Here is a 17,595-nt window from a genome sequence, read left to right as displayed (position 1 = left end):
GCATTATACCTGCGCCGAGCCGCTGGCGCCCGAAGGGAGCCAAAACACCACTGCGGCGAGTGCGCAACCCTCGGAGAGAATAGCATATCCGAAGGATATGACATAATGGCCGCAGAGCGGGCATGATACCTGCGCAAACCGGTTTCAGCATTCACTGCTGAAAGCCGGGCGCCTAAGTTTTGCCGGAGGCTGCAGCTTTGAGCTTCCGGCACCAGATGGAATTTTAAAGACAGAGGGGAAATAAGATAGCTGTGAAAACAGCTGTTTCATAAAAGATACCAGGGAGGGGAAAACAGCATGATGAAACTGCCGGAAAATTTTGTTACATACGATGAGGCGAGAAAAGCAGGATTTATAAAGATGAAGGAGTTAAAGGAACAGGGGGCGAGAGTGGTAGGGATCTTCTGTTCCTTCGTGCCGGTAGAAATCCTGATGGCAGCGGGGGCCGTGAGCGCATCTCTTTGCGCCTCCAGTGAACAGCCGATCACTGCGGCTGAGACGAAGCTGCCCCGCAACCTCTGTCCTCTGATTAAGGCCAGCTATGGCTTTGCTCTGACAGATACCTGTCCGTATTTCTATTTCGCTGATCTGATTGTAGGTGAAACGACCTGCGACGGAAAGACGAAGATGTTTGAGCTGATGAACGAGCTGAAGGAAACCTATGTGATGCAGCTTCCGTCGGGGAGAAATGAGAGAGCGCTCAAGGCATGGAAGGAAGAAATCATCGCACTGAAGGAGAAGCTGGAGGATTTTTACGGAATTGAAATCACAGAGGAGGACATTCGCCAGGCAATCCGTATAAAAAACAGGGAGCGCCGCTCCATGCTGCGGTTTATGGAGCTTGGCAAGCTGAATCCGGCTCCTATTTCCGGCTATGAGATCGGAACCCGGGCCGATTCCCTGGCCTTTAACTTTGATATGGAGGAGAGAATCCGCCTGGTAGATGAGAGAACAGAGGAGGTTCTCAGGGACTGGGAAGAGAACTACAAAGGAAAGCCGTCGGATCGCCCGAGGATTCTTGTGACAGGCTGCCCCAATGCAGGAGTCAGAGACAAGATTATAAAGACAGTGGAAGAGATGGGCGCTGATGTGGTGGCTTTTGATTCCTGCAGCGGCACGAGAGAAAAAGTGGAGCTGGTAGATGAAAATCTTCCTGTATTTGATGCCCTGGCAAAGAAGTATCTGAATATTAACTGCTCTGTCATGAGCCCCAATACCAGCCGTATGGGTTATATAAAAGATATGATCCGGGACTATCAGGCTGATGCGGTAATTGAGATCATTCTTCAGTCCTGCCATACCTATAATATCGAGGCGCATTTTGTCAAAAGGGCAGTGGAGGAAGAAAATATTCCTTATCTGATGCTTGAGACAGATTATTCACGCTCTGATCAGGGCCAGATTGCCACAAGACTTGAGGCACTTCTGGAAACGCTGCACGGATAAAGAAGCAGAGGGCAGAAACAGAAATGCAAAGCTCATGGGAACAGGGATAAAGAAGGCCGGGATGCTGAGGCTTATAGAAAAAAACGATAGATAATCTCTGCAGATGCAAATTTTGAATGGCGAATCGCTGCAGGAATCTTGAATTTGCAGGGCATCCTGCTTATACTGGGAGAGAATGGACTGCAGATGCAGTCATGTGAGAAGCACAGGAATCAGAAGGACTGTTTTCTGTGCCGTCAGGAAACAAAGGAGACAGACAAAAGGAGAAGTACTATGAAAAAGAAATTTGCAGGTGCAGTGGCGGCGGCAGTTCTGGCGGCAGCAGTGACCGGCTGTTCAGGAAGCGCTGATACTGCAAAGGAAACGAAAGAGACAGCAGCTCAGACACAGGCAGAGACAGACGCACAGGCCTCTGAGAGCGCAGATGCAGCAGAGGAAAAAAGCGATCTGGCAGGAACGGAAATTACCGTTATGGTTCCGGACTGGGGAAATCCAGGAGAAGAGCTGCTTGCCCAGTTTACAGAGGAAACGGGAATCAGCGTAGTGATGAACGAAGTGAGCTGGGATGACATCCGGGATAAGGTATCCATTGCAGCAGTTGGCGGCAAGGCGGCAGCTGACGTAATCGAGGTAGACTGGTCCTGGGTCGGCGAGATGAACAGTGCAGGCTGGTTAGAGCCGATTGAGATGAGCGAGGAGGACATGGCCGACATGCCGTCCATGGAAACCTTTATGATTGGCGGACAGATTCTGGCTGTTCCCTATGCCAATGATTACCGGATTGCCTACTATAATAAAGAGCATTTCGCACAGGCCGGGATTGACAAGGCTCCAGAGACATGGGACGAGGTTTACGAGGCCATGAAGGCTATCAAGGAGCAGGGAATCACAGAATATCCCTATGCAATGCCGATGAATGCCGACGAGTCTGCGACTACCTCTATGATGTGGATGGCATTTGCGAGAAACGGAGTTGTGTTCAACGACGACAATACACTGAATGAGGAGTCTGTATTAGACGCTCTTACCTTTGAAAACCAGATGGTTCAGGAGGGATACACGGATCCGGCCATCAAGACAGCCACAGGAATGGATGTTTACAGAAAGATCACATCCGGGGAAGCAAGCTTCATGGTGGGCCCCACAAAATTTGTGCGCTTCTCCTCTGATCCCAACGAGTGCAGTGTGGTAGGAGATGTGGTTCCGATCATGCTTCCCGGAAAGGACAAAACGGCAGCTCAGACAATGCCCCTTCCGGAGGCTATCGGTGTTTCCAGCTTCTCTGAGAACAAAGAAGCAGCCATGGAGTTTGTAAAATGGTACAGCTCACCGGAAACACAGAAGGCTCTCTATACAGCCAACGGCTCCATCCCCACCAGAAACAGCGTGCTGGAGGCTCTGATCGAGGACGGAACTATCACAAATCCTGGAGCGATGCTCGATATGGCCAAGCTCATCAAATCCCCGTTCCCCAACGGTGTGCCGGACTACTATGCAGAGATGAGCAATACGATCTTCAACAACATCAACCGTATGGTGCTGGGAGAGCAGACGCCTGAGGAGGCATTTGCAGCCATGAATGAAAAGGTAAATGAACTGGCAAAATAAAAGAATCGGGAGTATAATGGAAAGGCACGGCAAAACGGCGATGCCAGACACATAAGAAACTGGTTTTAAGATACTGACACGAAAAAAGGGGATGCTGTGAGAGCCTTTCAGGAAGGCTTTTACGGCATCCCTTTTGATTGAAGGAGAAAACAGAATGAGGAAAAAGAAGTCAGATGCCCTTCTCCCCTACGCGCTGCTGCTTCCTGCTGCGCTTTTGATGATCATGCTGGTATTCTATCCGGTGGCTGTGACCTTTACGTACAGCCTAAAGGAGATGAAGCTGACAGCTCCCCAGAACACCCACTTTATAGGTGCGGAAAATTACATTGAGATATTAAAATCCCAGGAATTCTGGTATGTGTTTCAGAACACAGCCTATCTGCTCGTTTTGGTAGCCGGCCTTACGACTGTATTTGGACTTCTGGTGTCCCTGATCTTAAATGCGGACACAAAGATTTCCGGACTTCTCACAGCCGCTGCCATTCTTCCCTGGGCCATGCCGCCCATTGTAAACGGCATAATCTGGAGGTTTGTGTTTCATTCCGGCTACGGGTTCATGAATAAGCTCCTGCTGATGCTGGGCCTCATAGATGCTCCCATCGAGTGGCTGGCTGACCGCTGGCTGCTTCTTACGGTAGCAGGAATTGTAGCTGCGTGGCGGAGCATTCCCTTCTGCGCTATTGTCTGTCTTTCAGGACTAAGAACCATCCCGGAAGAACTTTACGAGGCGGCAAAACTGGATGGATGCGGACGGATCGAATCCTTTTTTCACATAACGCTTCCGCTTTCCAGACCCTTTGTGCTTATCGGTCTTACCTCTGCCTCCATCACCGCCGTCAACCTGTTTGACGAGATTGTGGCCCTGTCCGGCTACAGTGATCTGGGAAAGAACCTCTTGATTCAAAACTATCTTACCACCTTCTCCTTTATGAACTATGGAAGAGGAAGTGCCTATACCTATCTGATTATGCTTCTCGCTGCAGTGCTGGGCTTTTTCTATCTCAGAAGTATGAACCAGGAGGAACAGGGCAGAGACAGAGGGGAAGAAAAGAAGAGAAAGAAAACAGCCCATGCCGGTTCGGACAGCCCATGGGGAGAGGAGGGGTAACGTGAAAAGACAGTCCCAAAAGAGCCGCTCCCTCAAGCGGCAGCCCTGGTATTACTGGGCGTCAGCGGCCGTTCTTCTTATTTTGACGCTGGGGCCCTTTGTCTGGGCGTTTATCGTATCCGTTACACCGGAGTATGAGATGTTTACCAATACAAAAAATATGCTGCCTGAAACCTTCGTCTGGAGCAATTACGAAAACCTGTTCAGCATGACTACAAGCCACAGTATCCGCCTGTTCAGAGGTCTCAAAAATTCCCTGACGGCGGCAGCGGTGACCCTTGTCATCGGAGTTCCCCTGGCGCTGATCACGGCATATACCCTCACCAAGATGGAATTCCCGGGGAGAAAATGGTTCAAGAATGCACTTCTGATCACGATGGTGATTCCTGTATTTGCGACCATCATTCCTCTGTTCCGGATTTTTGTGGAGCATGATCTGTTAGACCGCCAGTTCTGGCTGGCTCTGGTCTATGTGAGTTCCTTTCTGCCCATGAGCACCTGGCTGATGTGCAATTATTTTTCCACCATACCCAGAGAAATTCTGGAGGCGGCCAGAGTGGATGGCTGCGGAAATCTGGGAACATTTTTTCGGATTGTACTTCCCGTTTCCGGGCCTGTGATTCTGGCCTGCTCGCTCATTATGTTTCTGAGCGCGTGGAACCAGTTCCAGATTCCGCTGATTCTGGCATCCTCCCTGGAGACAAAGCCGGCTGCCATCGTTACCAGCGAATTTATGACAAAGGATTCCATTCAGTATGGTCTGACAGCTGCCGGAGGTCTGATCGCCATCATCCCGCCGGCTGTCCTGGCGCTTCTGTTCAGACGATTTCTGGTAAGCGGAATGATGGGAGGAGCTGCAAAGGGATAATGAGTGAAATTATTAAATAAATATAAACCGTCCCAATTTTCTTGACAGCAGTAAAAAAAGTAAATATAATAACACCGTAACATATTTAACAATTATGTAACAATTAGAAAGAAAAAGTTAATAACTTTTGAAAAATACAAGTGGACGGAAACGAAAGCATTAGAAGATAAGACGGTGTGAGAGAAAAGTCACGGCTGCGGGCCGAATAAAGATGTCAGGAGTTTCGGGATGATTAAAAGTAAAGGATTAAAGCTGTTGGGAATGTTTTGCGTTTGTTCTGCTGTGTGTCTGATGAATCCGGCTGCAGCCAGAGCTGATGAGGCACAGACGGGTACAGATGAAGGCTCTGCGGTGGTGACGGTGGAAGCCCAGGAGCTCTCCCTCTATTCAGGGAAGAGCCAGGAATCCGAAGTAGTCGGACAGGCAGTTCAGGGTGATACATACGAAGTAGTTGAGGAGAGCAGTGACGGCTGGGTAAAGATTTGCTCCGAGGACGGAACGGAAGGATATCTTCTGGCAGACGGCAAATCTGCAGTGATCAGCGAAGACGGACAGGCTGCGGAGGAAGAGTCAGACATCAGGCAGGACGTGGTGGACTATGCCCTTACTTTCCTCGGAAATCCGTATGTGTACGGCGGCTCTGATCCGAACACAGGAACGGACTGTTCCGGTTTTACCAGCTATGTGCTGGAACATGCAGGAGGCGTTGACATGAACCGTTCCTCCCGCTCCCAGGCTACTCAGGGGACTCCGGTGAGCGCAGAGCAGATGCAGCCGGGAGATCTGGTGTTCTACGCAAACGGAAGCCGGATCAATCATGTGGGCCTTTACATAGGAGACGGCCAGATCGTCCATGCATCCACAGAAAAGACAGGCATCAAGATTTCACCGTGGACTTACAGAAATCCGGTGAAAATTGTCAATGTTCTCGGATAATGATTTTGGAAACAGAAGAAATAGAAAGGCAGCGGCCCTCCGGAGACGAACCGGACTGGGGCCGCTGTCCTTTTTTTCTATAACAGGAAACTTCGTTCCCTGTTATAGAAAAATGCTCCGCTGGGATCGCACTGGGTTGGAGAGGAAAATGACGTTGATGCGCACTCGCACGCAAGGTAGATGTTGCCTGAAGGCAACCGCGCTCGGCGCGAGTGTGCGCCAAGGCGCACACTTTTTTATTTTCGGAAAAAAATGGAAGTTTTTTCTGCATAAAGGAGCATTTCAAAAGCCATACTGACTGTGTAGTCATTAAAGTTAGGAGGTAATGAACATGGCAAACAGAAACAGCTACAATGCAGACGACTGCAGAAACAATTCTCAGAACAGCAGCCAGAATAAGTCACAGAACAGATCCCAGAATACCGGCAAGGACAATTACAGGGACAGCTACAGGGATTCTTACAGAGATTCCTCAAAAAACAGCAGCAGAAACAGCTCCAATGACTGCGACAACAGCAGCCGCAATAATTATTAAGAGCTGAAAGCCTGTTTCTGCTGTAAGGAGTCTGCAGTCTGAAGAAGGGCTGAAGCAATTTCCCGAAAAGGTATGGGCAGATGCAGGAAGTGTGTACCATCGGTTTGAGAAATTTAGAAAAATACCAGGACTGAAGGAAAATACTGCTGAAAAAATACGGCATCATCGGACACGAAGCACAAATGGGGAAGGCCGCCCCGCAAAGACTCTGCCTCTGTTTGGCAGCTTTTGCGGGACGGCTTTTTCCTGCACAGAAGGGGCTGAAGGAGGGAGGAACACAGAGTACAGGCTGTGAATATAATAGGGTAAAGAGGACATGGAGAAACGGCAATGTATCAGATGATACCAGTCAGGCGGCTTGACATGTTTCTCGACCGGGGCTTTCCGGGCACGATTGTCGATCTGAGAAGTCCCGCCGATTACCGCCGTTCACATATCAGAGGAGCGATTAACCGGGAGCTGGAGAGCCTCCTCGAGAATCCCCAGGAGATTCCATGCGACCGACCTGTGCTGTTTTACTGCGCCAGAGGAAGCGAGAGTTTAAAGGCCAGTATCCGCTTCTCACGGATGGGCTATCAGGTATTTGACGTGGCCAACGGCCTTTCCTACTACCGGGGACATAATCTGGTCTGCGGAGGATTTTCCCAGGAGCCCTTTGATCCCGGCGGAAAAGTGCATTGACAGGAGAAAGTGCTTAAATTAGAATAAGAGTTGCGGATAAACCATAAGAAAGTATTGAAATAAGAAAGATAAGAGGAAACAGTTTTGGAGCGATTTGAACTGATTGCCCCCTGCCACTTCGGCCTGGAGGCAGTTTTAAAAAAAGAGATCACCGATTTAGGCTATGAGATCACCCTGGTGGAAGATGGCCGCGTAACCTTCGAGGGGGATGCGGAGGCCATCGCCAGGGCGAATGTATTTCTCAGGACAGCAGAGAGAGTGCTTTTAAAGGTGGGCAGCTTTACGGCAGTGACCTTTGACGAGCTGTTTGAAAAGACGAGAGCACTCCCGTGGGAGCGGTACATACCAAGGGACGGCAAGTGCTGGGTGGCCAAGGCGTCTTCCATTAAAAGCAAGCTGTTCAGCCCTTCGGATATTCAGAAGATTATGAAGAAGGCTATTGTGAGGAGACTTCAGGAGGAGTATGATCTGGGGCAGCAGCTTCTGCCGGAGACAGGGAGCCAGTACCCGCTTCGGGTATTTCTGTTTAAAGATCAGGTGACAATCGGCATTGACACCAGCGGTGATTCACTCCACAAACGGGGGTACCGGACGCTGACCAGCAAGGCTCCTATCACGGAGACGCTGGCTGCAGCCCTGATCCTTCTGACTCCATGGAAAAAGGACAGAATTTTAGTGGATCCGTTCTGCGGAAGCGGAACCTTCCCCATTGAGGCTGCCATGATTGCGGCCAATATGGCTCCGGGAATGAACCGCTCCTTCCTGGCTGAGAGCTGGAGAAACCTGGTTTCCAGGAAGCACTGGTACAATGCTGTGGACGAGGCCACAGAGCTGCTTGATGACAGTGTGGAGGTGGACATCCAGGGCTACGATGTGGATGGGGAGATCGTGCGGGCTGCCAGGGAGAATGCAAAGCGGGCCGGAGTGGATCACCTGATTCATTTCCAGCAGCGTCCGGTGTCAGAGCTTAGCCATCCGAAAAAATACGGCTTTATTATCTCCAACCCGCCCTACGGCGAGAGAATTGAGGAGAAAAAGAACCTGCCTGAGCTGTACCGCCAGATTGGAGAAAGGTTCAGGGAACTGGATTCCTGGTCCATGTACCTGATTACTTCCTATGAAAATACAGAAAAGTATATTGGAAGGAAGGCGGACAAAAACAGGAAGATTTACAATGGAATGATGAAAACGTATTTCTATCAGTTCCTGGGGCCGAAGCCGCCGAGGCGGAAGGCGGGAGAGAAGATTGAGGAGTAAACAGTTTGTACTATTGCTGACGGTGATTTTTACAGCTTTCTGTGCGCTGAATTTCAGCGTTCTTTCTTCTGTGGAGGATGTGAAGAAGGGAGAAACTGCCGGAAGTTATCCGGAGGAATGGTACGAAATGGTGTCTGAGGAGGCCAACAGAAAAGGAATCAGAATTTTTGTGGACGGTGAAGAGAAAAAGATGTCACACCCTGCTGTCATGACGGCCACCGGCAGCTTTCTGCTCCCTGTCTCAGAGCTTACAGAGGTTTTTTCCTGCACTGCACACATTTACGGACAGACCTCTCTGGTTATGGAGAAAAATATGGTAAGGGCAGAAATCATCATGGGAGAAAAGCGGATGACAGTGACAGAAGCTTCCCAAAAGGACAGCCATGCAGGTCAGACCGGCGTTTTCGAGGGGATGGAACAGTCCGAAAAGCGGGATGTGGCTCTGTCTGATGCTATCACGAAAGAGGAGGGAGAACTGTGGGTTTCTGCCCAGGCAGTCTCGGAAGCATTTTCTTATGAGATGAGCTGGGAGCCAGATGAGAATATTCTCTCCTTCACCGGTTTAAGGCCGGAGCTTGAGGAGCTTCCGGAGGTTTACGACTACAGGCTGAGAGGGAGGGCACCGACGGTGAAAAACCAGGGAAGCCTTGGAACCTGCTGGGCTTTTGCCTCACTGATGGCTCTGGAGAGCCGGCTGCTGCCGGAAAAATCCTTTGACTTTTCTGAGGATCACATGTCCATCAGGAACAGTTTCCGCATGAACCAGAACGACGGCGGGGAGTACACCATGTCCATGGCCTATCTTCTGGCCTGGCAGGGACCGGTGCTGGAACAGGACGATCCCTACGGGGACAGCTGGTCGCCGCCTGGCCTTACTCCGGTGCGCCACGTTCAGGAGATACAGGTCCTGCCGAAGAAGGATTATGAGGCAATCAAGAGAGCCGTCTATTTTACGGGAGGGGTGCAGAGTTCTCTCTATACTTCCATGGCCGATGGGGAGGAAAACTCAGAGTATTATAATAAGGAAGAAGGAGCCTACTGCTATGCGGGAAACAGAAAACCCAACCACGATGTTGTAATTATCGGCTGGGATGATCGCTATCCGAAAGAAAATTTTCCGGTTCCTCCGGAAGGAGACGGGGCTTTTATCTGTGCCAACAGCTGGGGAGGAGCGTTCGGGGACGAGGGATACTTTTACGTGTCTTACTATGATTCCAACATCGGAATTCACAATATTCTTTACAGCCGCGTGGACACCCCGGACAATTACGACCACATTTACCAGACCGATCTGTGCGGCTGGGTAGGGCAGCTTGGATACGGGAAAGAGGAGGCCTTCTTTGCAAATATCTATGAGGCCAGGGAGGATGAAGAGCTGTGCGCCGTCGGCTTTTATGCTACCGATCAGGATACCCAGTACGAGGTTTATGTGGTAAATGATGCCTCCGGAAGCGCTGATTTCGGGCGAAGGAAATCCGTGGCCAGAGGCAGGATAGAGAACGCCGGCTTTTATACCATAGATATTGAACACCCTGTGGATCTGAAAAAGGGAGAGCGCTACGCAGTGATTGTGAGTATCCGCACACCGGGTTCTGTCCATCCCGTTGCCATCGAGTACAATGGGCCTGACCTGCCGACGCAGGTGGATTTAAGCGATGGGGAAGGCTATATCAGCCTTCGCGGAACTGCCTGGGATCGGGTGGAAACCGAGCAGAGCTGCAATGTGTGCCTGAAAGCCTACACCAGGACTGTCAGGGGACAGTGAACGGGAGCGATACAAAGGAAAAACAGTAAATAAAGGCAAAAGAGCCGTAAAGCAGAGACAGTAAATTGGAATCTGCGGAAAAATATGGAGTAAAGTACAGGAGGAGAGACATGGCAGAAAAACTTATTTTTGCGACATCCAACCAGGGAAAGCTGAGAGAAATCCGCCTGATTCTGGGAGATTTGGGAATGGAGGTTATTTCCATGGCTGAGGCCGGATTTCACGGCGATATTGAGGAGAACGGAAAGACGTTTGCGGAAAACGCAGCTATCAAGGCCAGAGCAGTGTGGGAGAAAACAGGAGGGCTGGTTCTGGCGGATGATTCGGGCCTTGTCATTGATTATCTGGGCGGGGAGCCGGGCGTCTATTCTGCCAGGTATATGGCAGATGCCTCCTATTCGGAGAAAAACCGTGTTTTGATTGAGCGCCTTGCGGGGGCAAAGGAGGAGGAGAGAAGCGCGCGCTTTGCCTGCGCCATCGCAGCTGTGCTGCCGGACGGCAGGGAGCTTCTCACAGAGGCGTACATGGAGGGAAGGATCGCCTATGAGCCTGCCGGCAGCGGCGGTTTTGGCTATGACCCGATTCTGTATCTGCCGGAATATCAGAAAACTTCCGCAGAGCTTGACATAGAAGAAAAAAACAAGATCAGCCACAGGGGAAAGGCCCTGGAGCTGATGAAGGAAAAACTGAAAGAGGCACTTGGGGGAATGGAGAAATGAAAATTTTAATTGTGAGCGATACACACCGCCGCAACGGAAATCTACAGGAGGTGATAGAACAGACAGCTCCGTTTGATATGCTGATTCATCTGGGGGACGGCGAGGGCAGTGAAGAACTGATTACATCCTGGTGCTTGGAGCAGAACCAGAACTGTGAGGTGCACATGGTTCTCGGGAACAACGACTTTTTTTCCTGCCTTGACAGGGAAAAGGAGATTTCCATAGGGCCGTATCGGGCATTTCTCACACACGGCCATTTCTACAGTGTGTCGGTCGGGCCGGAGCGTCTGGAGGAAGAAGCGCGCTCCAGAGGCGTGGATATCGCCATGTTTGGACACACCCACAAGCCTTTTCTGGAAGACAGGAACGGCATCACGGTTCTGAACCCGGGCAGCCTGTCCTTCCCCCGCCAGGAGGGAAGAAGGCCCAGCTACATGATTATGGAAGTGGACGGCTCGGGAAAGGCTTCTTTCCAGATTTGTTTTCTGTAGAACATGCGTAAAGAAAGTAAAAAAAGGAAAAAAGAAGATCTGCCAGGCAGAGAAGCAAACAGGAGGGGGGAGCGCAGCGCACAGCTCTCCTCTTTTAATTTGATAGAGGAGAAAAAATTGAAGAAAAAAGTCTCCTGACGGGCACGGGAGGATGAGAACAGGAAAAAGAATAATTTATGAAAACAGTCATGTATAACATGAAAAAAGGAGCTATATTGAAAATTGACTCTACAATTTTCAGATAAAACTGGTAAAATATGGGTTAAAATTAGACGCAAAAACCTGCAAAAAATGTTGACATTAGGGTTGCCATAGTATATAATAATCCTTGCTTGAAACGAAGCGGTTCAGAAAAAATTTCTGAAAGAAAGCTTCCATAAAAAAGCATCCATATCGGATGACGGGGTGTGGCTCAGTTTGGCTAGAGCGCCTGGTTTGGGACCAGGAAGTCGCAGGTTCGAATCCTGTCACCCCGATGGATATGCGGGTGTAGTTCAATGGTAGAACACCAGCCTTCCAAGCTGGATACGTGGGTTCGATTCCCATCACCCGCTCTGTGCAGAAGCGAAAGCAGATGCACAAAAGCAGTTGGCGGTTCGTCAGCGGCAGGAAAAAGTGAAAATGTCAACTGGTTTGGCAGTCTACACAATTAAAAATATGAGTCTGTAGCTCAGCTGGATAGAGCAACGGCCTTCTAAGCCGTGGGTCGGGGGTTCGAATCCCTTCAGGCTCGTCGAATCCGAAAGGATTGACTCCCTTCGGATTCATTTTATGGTGGGTATAGCGCAGTTGGTTAGCGCGCCAGATTGTGGCTCTGGAGGCCTAGGGTTCGAATCCCTATACCCACCTTCCCTGAACAGGGTTTTGTTGGGCTATCGCCAAGCGGTAAGGCACAGGACTTTGACTCCTGCATCACGTTGGTTCGAATCCAACTAGCCCAGTTTACAGCTATGGGGTATTAGCTCAGTCGGTAGAGCACTTGACTTTTAATCAAGTTGTCCGGGGTTCGAATCCCCGATGCCTCATCCTTGAAAGTAAGCGGAAAACCTTTAAAAAAGGTTTTCCGCTATTTTTGTATCACGGTGAAAGAAGGGCAGATATGAAGAAACCTCTTATTATCAATATTCAGAAGTTTTCCGTCCACGACGGAGACGGAATCAGGACAACTGTATTTTTCAAGGGCTGTCCCCTTTCCTGCAGGTGGTGCCACAATGCGGAGAGCAGATCCTGGAACAGGGAGCTGATGTTCTTTTCCGAGCGGTGCTCCGGCTGCGGAAGATGCGCTGCGGTCTGTCCGGAGAAGGGTATTGCAGTAAAAGTACAGGAAGGCGGAATGCAGAAAATCGCTGTCACAGACAGAGCTCTCTGCACGGCCTGCGGAAGCTGTACCGACTTCTGTATTTCCAATGCGAGGAGCATCGTCGGGGAGGAGATGGAGGCGGAGGAGCTGGTGAGAATCCTCAGGCAGGACCGCCAGTTTTACGAGGATTCCGGCGGCGGAGTCACTCTGTCAGGCGGGGAGGCTATGGCTCAGGATATGGACTATATGGAGAACCTTCTTGTGAGGCTGCAGTCCGAGGGAATCCCTGTCAATATGGATACCTGCGGGGAGGCTCCCTTCGAGAGGTTTGAGCGGGTGCTTCCCTATATCCATACCTTCCTGTACGATATTAAGGCTGTGACGCCTGAGCTTCACCGGGAATACACAGGCGTTTCCAACGAGAGAATCCTGGAAAATCTCAAGAACCTGACCCTTGCCGGAGCCAGAGTCCATACAAGAGTTCCCGTCATTCCCGAAGTCAACGGAGACGATGAGGAGATGGGAAAAATCATCCGTTTCGTAAAGGAATATGCAAAGCCCGTTAAGATCAGCCTGCTGCCCTACCACAACACAGGAAAAGACAAGGCTGTGCGGGTTGGAGCCGAGAGCATGGAATTTTCCGTTCCTACGGGAGAGCGGATGGAGGAGCTGAAGGCCCTCTGGCTGCAGGCGGGCTTTCGGGAGGGAGAGGTACAGATCGGCGGATAGGCCGTAAGGGACAGTCCGGAAGGATGCTTTCATAAAGGAAAAACACTGCACACAGAATTATCCTGAAAAGGCTTTTTATATAAAGAAAGAATCGATCATACACAGTGGAGGAGGAGCAGAATGGAAGAGAGAGGAATGAATGAGCGCATCAGAATGCTCAGAAGACAGAGCGAAAACACGGAGCCGAGAATCTGCCTGGAGCGGGCAGTGCTGGAAACAGAGGCCTATAAAAAGTATGAGGGCTCTGTCTCTGTGCCGGAGATGAGAGCTTTGGCTTTTCTGCATTTTATGGAGAACCGGAAGCTGTGCATCAGCGACGGGGAGCTGATCGTAGGGGAGAAGGGGGACGGCCCTCAGTCTGCGCCCACCTTCCCGGAGCTGTGCTGCCACACCGTGGAGGACATGAGGATCATGAACGACAGGGAGCTGATTTCCTTTCAGGTGACGGAAAAGGATCTGAAAATCCAGGAGGAGGAGATTATTCCCTTCTGGGAGAAGCGCTCCATCCGACACAGGATTCTCTCGTCTATGTCCGAGGAGTGGAAGGCATGCTACAGCGCAGGAATTTTCACAGAATTTATGGAGCAGAGAGGGCCGGGACATACAGTTGGCTCGGAAAAAATCTATCAGAAAGGCTTTTTGGACTATAAGAAGGACATTCAGGATGCCCTGGATGCTCTGGACTATGCCGGCGATCTGCAGGCATTGAAAAAGCGGGAGCAGTTGACTGCCATGAGTATCTGCTGTGACGCGATTATGACTCTGGGGAGAAGGTATGCGGCCCTTGCCAGAGAGATGGCAAAGCAGGAGAGGGATGAAATAAGGAGGCAGGAGCTTCTTCAGATCGCTGAAAACTGCGATGTAGTTCCGGCTCACAGGCCAGAGACCTACTGGCAGGCGATCCAGATGTACTGGTTTGTCCACCTGGGAGTGACCACAGAGCTGAACCCGTGGGACGCCTACAGCCCGGGGCGCCTTGACCAGCATCTGTATCCGTTCTACAGAAAGGATGTAAAAGAAGGAATCCTGGATGACGAGAAAGCCAAGGAGCTTCTGGAATGCCTCTGGGTAAAATTCAACAACCAGCCGGCGCCTCCCAAGGTGGGCGTGACTCTGAAGGAGAGCGGAACCTACACCGACTTTGCCAACATCAACACAGGGGGAATCACGCCGGAGGGAGAGGATGGGGTAAACCCGGTCAGCTATCTGATTCTGGACTGTATGGATGAGATGCGCCTGCTTCAGCCCAGCTCCAATGTGCAGATCAGCCGGAAGACCCCTCAGAAATTTCTGAAAAGGGCCTGTGAGATTTCCAGGAAGGGATGGGGACAGCCAGCCTTTTACAATACGGAGGAGATTATCCAGGAGCTGTTAAATGCGGGAAAATCCATCGATGACGCCAGGCGGGGAGGCACCAGCGGCTGTGTGGAAACAGGAGCCTTCGGAAATGAGGCCTACATCCTGACCGGCTATTTCAATCTCCCGAAGGTGCTTGAGATTACCCTGAACAATGGCTGGGATCCGGTTGCGAAAAAACAGCTGGGCCTGAAGCTGGGAAATGCGGAGGATTTCCGCTCCTACGAGGAGCTGTTTGAGGCATACAAAAAGCAGATGGAGTATTTTATTGACATAAAGGTGAAGGGATCCAACGTGATCGAGGCCATCTATGCCAACTACATGCCGGCTCCCTTCCTGTCCATCATCACAAACGACTGCATTAAAAAGGGAATGGACTACAACGCCGGAGGAGCCCGCTATAACACCAATTACCTGCAGGGAGTGGGGATCGGAACCATCACCGATTCTCTGGCAGCGATCCGGTACCATGTGTTTGAGAAAAAGGACATCAGTATGGGAGAGCTGATGGAGGCGCTCCACCGCAATTTCGAAGGCTTCGAGGTGATCCGCCACCTGCTCACAGACCGCTCGCCCAAGTATGGAAATGACGATGACTATGCAGACGAAATTATGAAGGAAGTGTTCAGAAGCTACCGGGAAGCCGTAACCGGAAGGCCCAACAGCAGGGGAGGCCAGTGGAGGATCAACATGCTTCCCACCACCTGCCATGTCTATTTCGGGGAGGTGATGGAGGCTGCGCCAAACGGAAGGCTGGCTGGGAAACCGCTGTCAGAGGGAATTTCACCGAGCCAGGGAGCAGACGTCCACGGGCCGACGGCCGTGATCCGCTCAGCGTCCAAGATGGATCAGATCAGCACAGGAGGAACTCTGCTGAACCAGAAATTCACTCCCTCCAATGTGGCCGGGGAGAAGGGGCTCGACAACATGGCAAACCTGGTGCGCACCTATTTCAACCTGGACGGCCACCACATTCAGTTCAATGTCATTGACCGCCAGACGCTTCTGGAGGCTCAGAAGCATCCGGAAGACTACAGGGATCTCATCGTCCGGGTTGCCGGCTACAGTGACCATTTCCGGAATCTCAGCAGGGCTCTTCAGGACGAGATCATCGCGAGGACGGAGCAGAGCTTTAATTAGAGAATGTGCTGTCAATTTCCTGTGAAATCTGTTACAATAGAGTTCGTTTCCTTTAATACGCCGTATTTTCTGCTGAATAGAGGGGAGAATACGGAAAATTTCACAGGAGGATAGGAGTATGGAACAGTTTTTTAAATTCAAGGAGCATGGAACGGATGTCAAGACAGAAGTGATTGCCGGAGTGACCACCTTTATGACAATGGCCTACATTCTGGCAGTGAATCCGTCCATGCTGGGCCCGGAAGGCGCCGGGATGGATTCAGGGGCAGTATTTACTGCGACGGCTCTGGCTTCAGCCCTTGCCTCATTTTTGATGGCGCTGTTTGCCAATCTGCCCTTTGTGCTGTCTGCCGGTATGGGACTGAATGCCTATTTTGCCTATACGGTCTGCGGAAGCATGGGGTATAGCTGGGAGGTTGCCCTGACGGCTGTGTTTGCGGAGGGAATTATTTTTATCATCCTCTCCCTCACCAATGTCCGGGAGGCTCTCTTCAATGCGATTCCGGCCACCCTCAAGATCGCAGTGGCAGTGGGAATCGGCCTTTTCATCACGTTTATCGGCCTGCAGAATGCCCACATTGTGGTGGATTCTTCCACCCTTGTCACGGTCTTTTCTTTCCGCGGCTCTGTGGAGGCCGGAACCTTTCAGTCAGAGGGGATCACCGTTCTTCTGGCTTTAGTCGGAATTATCATTACGTCGGTGCTTCTCATAAAGAGAGTGAAGGGAAACATTCTGATCGGAATCCTCGCCACCTGGATTCTGGGAATGATCTGCCAGGCTGTGGGGCTCTACGTTCCGAATCCGGAGGCCGGATTCTACAGCCTTTTCCCAAGCGGAGTGTTCTCCATGCCGGCAAGTGTGGCCCCCACTTTCATGAAGCTGGACTTCTCCGTTGTGGGAACGCTGAACTTTGTGGTTGTTATGTTTGCATTCCTGTTCGTGGACATGTTTGACACCCTGGGGACTCTGATCGGCTGCGCATCCAAGGCAGACATGCTTGATAAGGATGGAAAACTGCCGCAAATCAAGGGAGCTCTGTTTGCAGATGCCGTCGGAACGACAGTGGGAGCTGTTCTGGGAACCTCCACCATCACAACATTTGTGGAATCCTCATCCGGCATTGCGGAGGGAGGAAGAACGGGACTGACCTCGATTGTAGCAGGTGGACTCTTTCTGATTGCCCTGTTCCTTTCACCGGTCTTTCTGGCGATCCCGTCCTTTGCCACAGCTCCGGCTCTTGTAGTGGTAGGATTCCTGATGATGCAGCAGGTGGTAAAGATTGAGTGGGAGAATCTGGTGGAGGCCATCCCGGCCTTTATTGCCATTTTTGCCATGCCGTTCATGTACTCCATCTCCGAGGGAATCGCCATGGGCGTTATCTCCTATGTGCTGATTCATCTTCTGGCAGGAAAAGCCAGGCAGAATACACCGCTGATGTATGTGCTGGCGCTTCTGTTTGTGCTGAAGTATATTTTCCTCTAAAATGGAGCTGCGGCGGCTGTCTCCTGAGGCAGAGGAAAAGCTTTGCTTTACTTTTCAGGGAAGGCTCTGGCTGAGGACCCGTCCGGATGACTGTCCGGCCGGGCTCTCCTCAGGGCAGAGCAGGTACAGGCAGGAAAAGCAGACAAATCCACGTTATGCTCAATCGTGCTGCT

14 protein-coding genes and 6 tRNA genes are annotated in these 17,595 nt (G+C 50.9%); all 20 read left to right on the top strand.

What is annotated here, in order from left to right; all coding sequences use genetic code 11:
- The first annotated feature begins 297 nt into the window (after positions 1–297).
- The 20 genes from DW757_RS09175 (at position 298) to DW757_RS09075 (ending at position 17,422) form a co-directional block, all read left to right on the top strand.
- Positions 298–1,446: a double-cubane-cluster-containing anaerobic reductase gene (locus DW757_RS09175; protein WP_008397487.1), complete on the top strand. Its 1,149-nt coding sequence runs from the start codon at positions 298–300 to the stop codon at positions 1,444–1,446.
- 273 nt (positions 1,447–1,719) lie between these two features.
- The gene (locus DW757_RS09170; RefSeq protein ID WP_243033549.1) at positions 1,720–3,054 is read left to right on the top strand and encodes a sugar ABC transporter substrate-binding protein; all 1,335 of its coding nucleotides are present in this window, start codon (positions 1,720–1,722) and stop codon (positions 3,052–3,054) included.
- A 154-nt stretch (positions 3,055–3,208) separates the two neighbouring features.
- Positions 3,209–4,162 (top strand): sugar ABC transporter permease, encoded by a 954-nt coding sequence (locus tag DW757_RS09165; RefSeq protein ID WP_021965438.1) that lies wholly within the window; start codon positions 3,209–3,211, stop codon positions 4,160–4,162.
- A 1-nt stretch (position 4,163) separates the two neighbouring features.
- Positions 4,164–5,030: a carbohydrate ABC transporter permease gene (locus DW757_RS09160; protein ID WP_021965437.1), complete on the top strand. Its 867-nt coding sequence runs from the start codon at positions 4,164–4,166 to the stop codon at positions 5,028–5,030.
- 228 nt (positions 5,031–5,258) lie between these two features.
- Positions 5,259–5,966 carry a C40 family peptidase gene (locus tag DW757_RS09155; RefSeq protein ID WP_015572925.1) on the top strand — a complete coding sequence of 236 codons (708 nt, stop codon included), beginning with the start codon at positions 5,259–5,261 and terminating at the stop codon, positions 5,964–5,966.
- A gap of 331 nt (positions 5,967–6,297) precedes the next feature.
- The gene (locus tag DW757_RS09145) at positions 6,298–6,501 is read left to right on the top strand and encodes a hypothetical protein (protein ID WP_015544992.1); all 204 of its coding nucleotides are present in this window, start codon (positions 6,298–6,300) and stop codon (positions 6,499–6,501) included.
- Between the two features lie 330 nt (positions 6,502–6,831).
- Complete coding sequence (locus tag DW757_RS09140; protein WP_008397474.1) at positions 6,832–7,182, top strand: rhodanese-like domain-containing protein; 351 nt, start codon at positions 6,832–6,834, stop codon at positions 7,180–7,182.
- An 84-nt stretch (positions 7,183–7,266) separates the two neighbouring features.
- Positions 7,267–8,439, top strand: a complete 1,173-nt coding sequence (locus tag DW757_RS09135; protein WP_118751535.1) for a class I SAM-dependent RNA methyltransferase — start codon at positions 7,267–7,269, stop codon at positions 8,437–8,439.
- The gene (locus DW757_RS09130; RefSeq protein WP_182433285.1) at positions 8,429–10,204 is read left to right on the top strand and encodes a lectin like domain-containing protein; all 1,776 of its coding nucleotides are present in this window, start codon (positions 8,429–8,431) and stop codon (positions 10,202–10,204) included. The genes DW757_RS09135 and DW757_RS09130 overlap by 11 nt, the downstream gene beginning before the upstream one ends.
- Before the next feature lie 110 nt (positions 10,205–10,314).
- Positions 10,315–10,923: an RdgB/HAM1 family non-canonical purine NTP pyrophosphatase gene (rdgB, locus tag DW757_RS09125; protein ID WP_015572927.1), complete on the top strand. Its 609-nt coding sequence runs from the start codon at positions 10,315–10,317 to the stop codon at positions 10,921–10,923.
- Complete coding sequence (locus tag DW757_RS09120; protein ID WP_008397469.1) at positions 10,920–11,414, top strand: metallophosphoesterase; 495 nt, start codon at positions 10,920–10,922, stop codon at positions 11,412–11,414. Before rdgB ends, DW757_RS09120 begins: the two co-directional genes overlap by 4 nt.
- A gap of 401 nt (positions 11,415–11,815) precedes the next feature.
- A tRNA-Pro gene (locus DW757_RS09115) sits at positions 11,816–11,890 on the top strand.
- 7 nt (positions 11,891–11,897) lie between these two features.
- A tRNA-Gly gene (locus DW757_RS09110) sits at positions 11,898–11,968 on the top strand.
- A 105-nt stretch (positions 11,969–12,073) separates the two neighbouring features.
- Positions 12,074–12,147: transfer RNA gene (locus tag DW757_RS09105), tRNA-Arg, on the top strand.
- Between the two features lie 41 nt (positions 12,148–12,188).
- Positions 12,189–12,262: transfer RNA gene (locus DW757_RS09100), tRNA-His, on the top strand.
- 20 nt (positions 12,263–12,282) lie between these two features.
- A tRNA-Gln gene (locus tag DW757_RS09095) sits at positions 12,283–12,355 on the top strand.
- Positions 12,356–12,366: 11 nt separating this feature from the next.
- Positions 12,367–12,439 (top strand) — tRNA-Lys (locus tag DW757_RS09090).
- A gap of 74 nt (positions 12,440–12,513) precedes the next feature.
- The gene (locus DW757_RS09085) at positions 12,514–13,443 is read left to right on the top strand and encodes a glycyl-radical enzyme activating protein (RefSeq protein WP_118751533.1); all 930 of its coding nucleotides are present in this window, start codon (positions 12,514–12,516) and stop codon (positions 13,441–13,443) included.
- Positions 13,444–13,563: 120 nt separating this feature from the next.
- Positions 13,564–15,939, top strand: coding sequence for a trans-4-hydroxy-L-proline dehydratase (gene hypD, locus DW757_RS09080; RefSeq protein WP_118751532.1), 2,376 nt, complete (start codon positions 13,564–13,566; stop codon positions 15,937–15,939).
- A 118-nt stretch (positions 15,940–16,057) separates the two neighbouring features.
- On the top strand, positions 16,058–17,422 hold the full coding sequence (locus DW757_RS09075) for an NCS2 family permease (protein WP_015572930.1): 1,365 nt from the start codon (positions 16,058–16,060) through the stop codon (positions 17,420–17,422).
- Positions 17,423–17,595 lie beyond the last annotated feature (173 nt).

Origin of the sequence: Clostridium sp. AM29-11AC, assembly GCF_003480545.1 — a bacterium.
GTDB lineage: Bacteria > Bacillota > Clostridia > Lachnospirales > Lachnospiraceae > Otoolea > Otoolea saccharolyticum_A.
This window is presented reverse-complemented; position numbering and strand designations above follow the sequence as displayed.

Coding starts and splice junctions, on each gene's coding strand:
- DW757_RS09175 (WP_008397487.1), top strand. CDS start 298: ATGATGAAACTGCCGGAAAATTTTGTTACATACGATGAGGCGAGAAAA.
- DW757_RS09170 (WP_243033549.1), top strand. CDS start 1,720: ATGAAAAAGAAATTTGCAGGTGCAGTGGCGGCGGCAGTTCTGGCGGCA.
- DW757_RS09165 (WP_021965438.1), top strand. CDS start 3,209: ATGAGGAAAAAGAAGTCAGATGCCCTTCTCCCCTACGCGCTGCTGCTT.
- DW757_RS09155 (WP_015572925.1), top strand. CDS start 5,259: ATGATTAAAAGTAAAGGATTAAAGCTGTTGGGAATGTTTTGCGTTTGT.
- DW757_RS09145 (WP_015544992.1), top strand. CDS start 6,298: ATGGCAAACAGAAACAGCTACAATGCAGACGACTGCAGAAACAATTCT.
- DW757_RS09140 (WP_008397474.1), top strand. CDS start 6,832: ATGTATCAGATGATACCAGTCAGGCGGCTTGACATGTTTCTCGACCGG.
- rdgB (WP_015572927.1), top strand. CDS start 10,315: ATGGCAGAAAAACTTATTTTTGCGACATCCAACCAGGGAAAGCTGAGA.
- DW757_RS09120 (WP_008397469.1), top strand. CDS start 10,920: ATGAAAATTTTAATTGTGAGCGATACACACCGCCGCAACGGAAATCTA.
- DW757_RS09085 (WP_118751533.1), top strand. CDS start 12,514: ATGAAGAAACCTCTTATTATCAATATTCAGAAGTTTTCCGTCCACGAC.
- hypD (WP_118751532.1), top strand. CDS start 13,564: ATGGAAGAGAGAGGAATGAATGAGCGCATCAGAATGCTCAGAAGACAG.
- DW757_RS09075 (WP_015572930.1), top strand. CDS start 16,058: ATGGAACAGTTTTTTAAATTCAAGGAGCATGGAACGGATGTCAAGACA.